Here is a 4,440-nt window from a genome sequence, read left to right as displayed (position 1 = left end):
AGCCGGGCGCCCGACGCCGCGCGCTGATCCGACAAGATCGACCGGACAGGACCTACAGCGCCGTGCGGGCCCGCCGCCCCAGCTCCTCGGAGATCCCGTGCACCGCCCGCAGCAACGGCTCCCGCAGCCCGCGCGCCCGCTCCGCGCCGCGCGCCGCCACCACGATCCCCAGCGCCGCGCCCACCGGACCCGACCGGCCGATCCGCACCGGCGCCGCCACCGCCACCGTGCTCTCCGACAGCTGACGGTCGCTCACGAACACCTGCTCCCGGCGGATCAGGTCCAGCTGCGCCCGCAGCGTCCGCGGATCCGTCACCGTGTGCGGCGTCCACGGGCGCAGCGGCGCCGCCAGCACCTCCTCCTGGAAGTCGCGCGGCGCGTGCGCCAGCAGCACCCGGCCCATCCCGGTGGAGGCCACCGGGAACCGGGTGCCCACCATCGTCAGCAGCTCCACCGAGCGGTGCCCCGCGATCCGCTCCACGAACACCAGCTCGGTGCCCTCGCGCACCGCCAACTGCACGTTCTCGTGCGTCGCCTCGTACAGGTCCTGCATGAACGGCAGCGCCGCGTCCCGCAGGATCTGGGTGCGCGGACACCCCGAGGCGATCTCCCACAGCCGCAGCCCCACGTGCCACGACCCGTCCTCGGCCCGCTCCAGCGCGCCCCAGGACGCCAGCTCCGCCACCACCCGGTGCACCGTGCTCACCGCCAGGCCCGTGCACCGCGCGATCTCCGACAGCGTCCGCGACGGGTGCTCGCGGTCGAACGCCGCCAGCACCTGGAGCACCTTGCCCGCCGCCGACACCCGTCCCGCACCCGTCCCGCTCATCCCGCCAGTCTCGCACCCCGTCCGTGGAGGAAACCCCCGTGCACCTGCTCGCCCTGACCTCGATGGCCGTCCGCCCCGCCCTCGCCGACCTCGCCCCGCTGCTGCACGCGCACGGCGCCCCGGTCCGCTTCGAGGCCGCCGGCGGCGTCGAGACCGCCCGCCGGATCCGCGCGGGCGCACCCGCCGACCTGGCCGTGCTCGCCGCCGACGCGCTCGCCGCGCTGCACGCCGAAGGGCTCACCGAGGAACCCCGGCCGCTGTGGGACTCCGCGACCGTCGCCGCCGTCGCCACCACGGCGCCGCCCGCCGCCCTGGACACCGTCGACGACCTGCGCGCCCTGCTCACCGCCGCCCGCGCCGTCGCCCACTCCACCGGCCCCAGCGGCACTGCCCTGCGCGCCCTGGTCGACCGGCTCGGCCTCACCGACCGCGTCCGCCTCGTCCAGGCCCCGCCCGGCACCCCCGCCGGCAGCCTGCTCGCCGACGGCCGGGCCGACCTCGCCTTCCAGCAGCACAGCGAACTCGCCGGCCTCCCCGGCGTCCGCGTCCTCGGCCCGCTGCCCGGCGACACCGCGATCACCTCCACCTTCGCCGCCGCCGTCCTCACCGGCACCACCCGCCCCGGCCCCGCCCGCGCCCTGCTCGACCTGCTCGCCTCCGACGCGGCGCACGCCGCCGCCCTGGCCCGCGGCATGCGCCCGCACACCCCCGCACGCCCCCGCTGAACCGGCCCCGGGGAAGCCCGGCCCCCGGAACAGGGGTTGACGGGAGGGGCGGCGAAGGGCTGCGATGATCCCGTACGCACCCGTGCGTACACCGAGCGGCCCGCGCCCCGGGCGACCGCGCTGCGGAAGGCCCCCGGGCGCGGCCGCCCGCCCAGCCGCGCCGACCCGGGGAGTCCGCCGATGCCCAGCCCCACCGTCCACGTCGCCCGGCCCGCGCTCGTCCGCGGACCGCACACCGTCGACGCCGCCCGCATCCGCGAGGACATCCTCGCCCGCAACCCCGACCACCCGCAGCGCGAGGCGATCCGCAAGGCGCTCGGCAACCTGCCCGGCACCCGCCGCTACCTCGCCCCCTACGAGGAGGTCACCGCTGCCCGCGACACCGTCCACCGCAAGGACGCCACCTTCGACACCGTCCGCCGCGCCGCCCTGGAAGCCGCCACCGCCGCCCTCGCCGACGCCGCCCTCGCCCCCGGCGACATCGACTGCGTGATCGTCTCCAGCGCCACCGCCGACAAGGTCCCCGGCCTCGGCACCCACCTGCTCAACGACCTCGGCCTGCGCCCCGGCACCCGGATCCGCAGCCTCACCCAGGCCGCCTGCGCCGGCGGCGCCCTCGCCCTGGTCCTCGCCGAGGAACACCTCGCCCGGCACCCCGACCACACCGTCCTCGTGCTGGTCGGCGAATTCCTCTCCGCCCTCTACCAGGACACCGACCGCACCCTGGAGGACCAGATCTACAAGGCGCTGTGGGGCGACGCCGTCGCCGCCACCCTGGTCGCCGCCCGCCCGCTCGGCAGCGCCCCCGCCCTGCGGATCGACCACACCTGGGAGCACACCCTCCCGCACACCGTCGAGCGCTACCGCAAGCACACCGACGAGCGCGGCGACCACTTCTCCTCCACCCGCGACTCGCTGCGCTCCGTCACCGACCTCGCCCCCGCCCTGCTCGACTGGCTCGCCCGCGACGCCGGCGGCCCGCTCGACTTCGGCGTCCTGCACCCCGGCGGCCCCGCCATCCTCACCCGCCTCGCCAAGGTCCTCGGCGTCGACGAGGACTTCGTCCGCCACTCCCGCGACGTCCTGCACGAGGAGGGCAACCTCGGCGGCGCCACCCTCTTCTCCGTCCTCGACCGCACCCACCGCACCCCGCCCCGCCCCGGCGACCGCGGCCTGCTCTTCGGCCTCGGACCCGGCGTCACCGCCGCCGCCCTGCTGGTCACCTGGACCTGACCGCCCCGTCCGACGCGGGGGCGCACACCACCCCGGCAGTGGGTGCGCCCCACACCCCCGACCGCCCAACTGTGGCCCCCGCCCACATGGGCCGGTGAACCGCGCGTTCCTACGGTGTGGCGACGTCCCTCCCACCCTCCCCCCACCCCGGAATCGGTGACCCATGGCCAGCTCCACCCCCACCGGGAACGGCGCGCCCCCCGCTCCCCGACCGGCGGCACTGCGCCGCGTCGTCGCCGCCTCGCTGATCGGCACCACCATCGAGTGGTACGACTACTTCCTGTACGGCTCGGCGGCCGCCCTGGTCTTCGGCCACGTGTTCTTCCCGAAGGCCGACCCGCTGACCGGCACCCTGCTCTCCTTCCTCACCTACGCCATCGGCTTCGCCGCCCGCCCGCTGGGCGCCCTGGTCTTCGGCCACTACGGCGACCGGATCGGCCGCAAGAAACTGCTGGTGTTGAGCCTGCTGCTGATGGGCGGCGCGACCGCACTGATCGGCTGCGTCCCGAGCTACGACAGCATCGGCGTCGCGGCGCCGGTCATCCTGACCTTCCTGCGCCTGGTGCAGGGCTTCGCCCTCGGCGGCGAGTGGGGCGGCGCGGTGCTGCTGGTCTCCGAGCACGGCGACCCGAAGCGCCGCGGCTTCTGGGCGTCCTGGCCGCAGGGCGGCGCCCCGGCCGGCAACCTGCTCGCGGTCGGCGTGCTCGACCTGATGACCTTCGTGCAGAGCGACGAGCAGTTCCTCGCCTGGGGCTGGCGCGTCCCGTTCCTGCTCTCCGCCGTCCTGGTGATGGTCGGCCTGTGGATCCGCCTCGCCGTCGACGAGTCGCCGGTCTTCAAGGAGGCCCTGGCCAGGGCCGAGGCGCGCAAGGCCGAGGCACGCAGGGCCGAGCAGGAGAAGGCCGAGCGGGAGAAGGCCGAACAGCCCCCGCTGCTCGCCGTGCTGCGCCACCACTGGCGCGAAGTCCTGGTCGCGATGGGCGCCCGGATGGCCGAGAACATCTCGTACTACGTGCTGACCACCTTCGTGCTGGCGTACTGCGTGGGGCACCTGAAGCTCGACAAGCAGACCGCGCTGAACGCCGTCCTGATCGCCTCCGCCGTGCAGTTCGCACTGATCCCGCTGTTCGGCGCGCTCTCCGACCGGATCGGCCGCAAGCCGGTCTACCTGGCCGGCGCCGCGGGCGTCGGCGTCTGGGCCTGGGCCTTCTTCGGGCTGCTGGACACCAGGTCGTTCCCGCTGATCCTGCTGGCGATCACCGTCGGCCTGGTCTTCCACAGCGCGATGTACGCCCCGCAGGCCGCGTTCTTCTCCGAGATGTTCGCGACCCGGATGCGCTACTCCGGCGCCTCCATCGGCGCCCAGTTCGCCTCGGTCGCGGCCGGCGCGCCCGCCCCGCTGATCGCCACCGCACTGCTGAAGGACTACGGCAGCTCCACCCCGATCTCGGTGTACGTCACCATCGCCGCCGTGATCACCCTGGTCGCCGTCCTGTGCGCCCGGGAGACCCGCGGCCGCGACCTCGCCGACCTGGAGGGGCAGCCCCGGGAGGAGAAGGCCCCCGCCGGGGTGTGACCCCACCCCGGCGGTCCGTTCACCCCCGCAGGCAGGGGCCCGGTGCACCGGGCCCCTGCCTGCTGCTCTCCCCGATC

At 75.6% G+C, this 4,440-nt stretch carries 4 protein-coding genes; 3 read left to right on the top strand and 1 reads right to left on the bottom strand.

Annotation, left to right across the window (positions count from 1 at the left end; translation table 11 throughout):
* Positions 1–52: 52 nt before the first annotated feature.
* Positions 53–829, bottom strand: coding sequence for an IclR family transcriptional regulator (locus tag ACFUEL_RS35780; protein WP_380241770.1), 777 nt, complete (start codon positions 827–829; stop codon positions 53–55).
* 38 nt (positions 830–867) lie between these two features.
* On the opposite strand from ACFUEL_RS35780, the gene ACFUEL_RS35775 reads away from it, so the two are divergent.
* The 3 genes from ACFUEL_RS35775 to ACFUEL_RS35765 all read left to right on the top strand — a co-directional run bounded on the left by ACFUEL_RS35775 (position 868) and on the right by ACFUEL_RS35765 (position 4,363).
* The gene (locus tag ACFUEL_RS35775; RefSeq protein ID WP_380241768.1) at positions 868–1,554 is read left to right on the top strand and encodes a substrate-binding domain-containing protein; all 687 of its coding nucleotides are present in this window, start codon (positions 868–870) and stop codon (positions 1,552–1,554) included.
* Positions 1,555–1,734: 180 nt separating this feature from the next.
* Positions 1,735–2,787 (top strand): 3-oxoacyl-[acyl-carrier-protein] synthase III C-terminal domain-containing protein, encoded by a 1,053-nt coding sequence (locus ACFUEL_RS35770; RefSeq protein ID WP_380241766.1) that lies wholly within the window; start codon positions 1,735–1,737, stop codon positions 2,785–2,787.
* Positions 2,788–2,950: 163 nt separating this feature from the next.
* The gene (locus tag ACFUEL_RS35765) at positions 2,951–4,363 is read left to right on the top strand and encodes an MFS transporter (RefSeq protein ID WP_380241764.1); all 1,413 of its coding nucleotides are present in this window, start codon (positions 2,951–2,953) and stop codon (positions 4,361–4,363) included.
* The last annotated feature ends 77 nt before the right edge of the window (positions 4,364–4,440 follow it).

Source organism: Kitasatospora sp. NPDC057198 (genome assembly GCF_042670125.1).
Lineage (GTDB): Bacteria > Actinomycetota > Actinomycetes > Streptomycetales > Streptomycetaceae > Kitasatospora.
The sequence above is the reverse complement of the archived record's forward strand: the minus strand, read 5'-3'. Positions and strand labels throughout refer to the sequence as shown.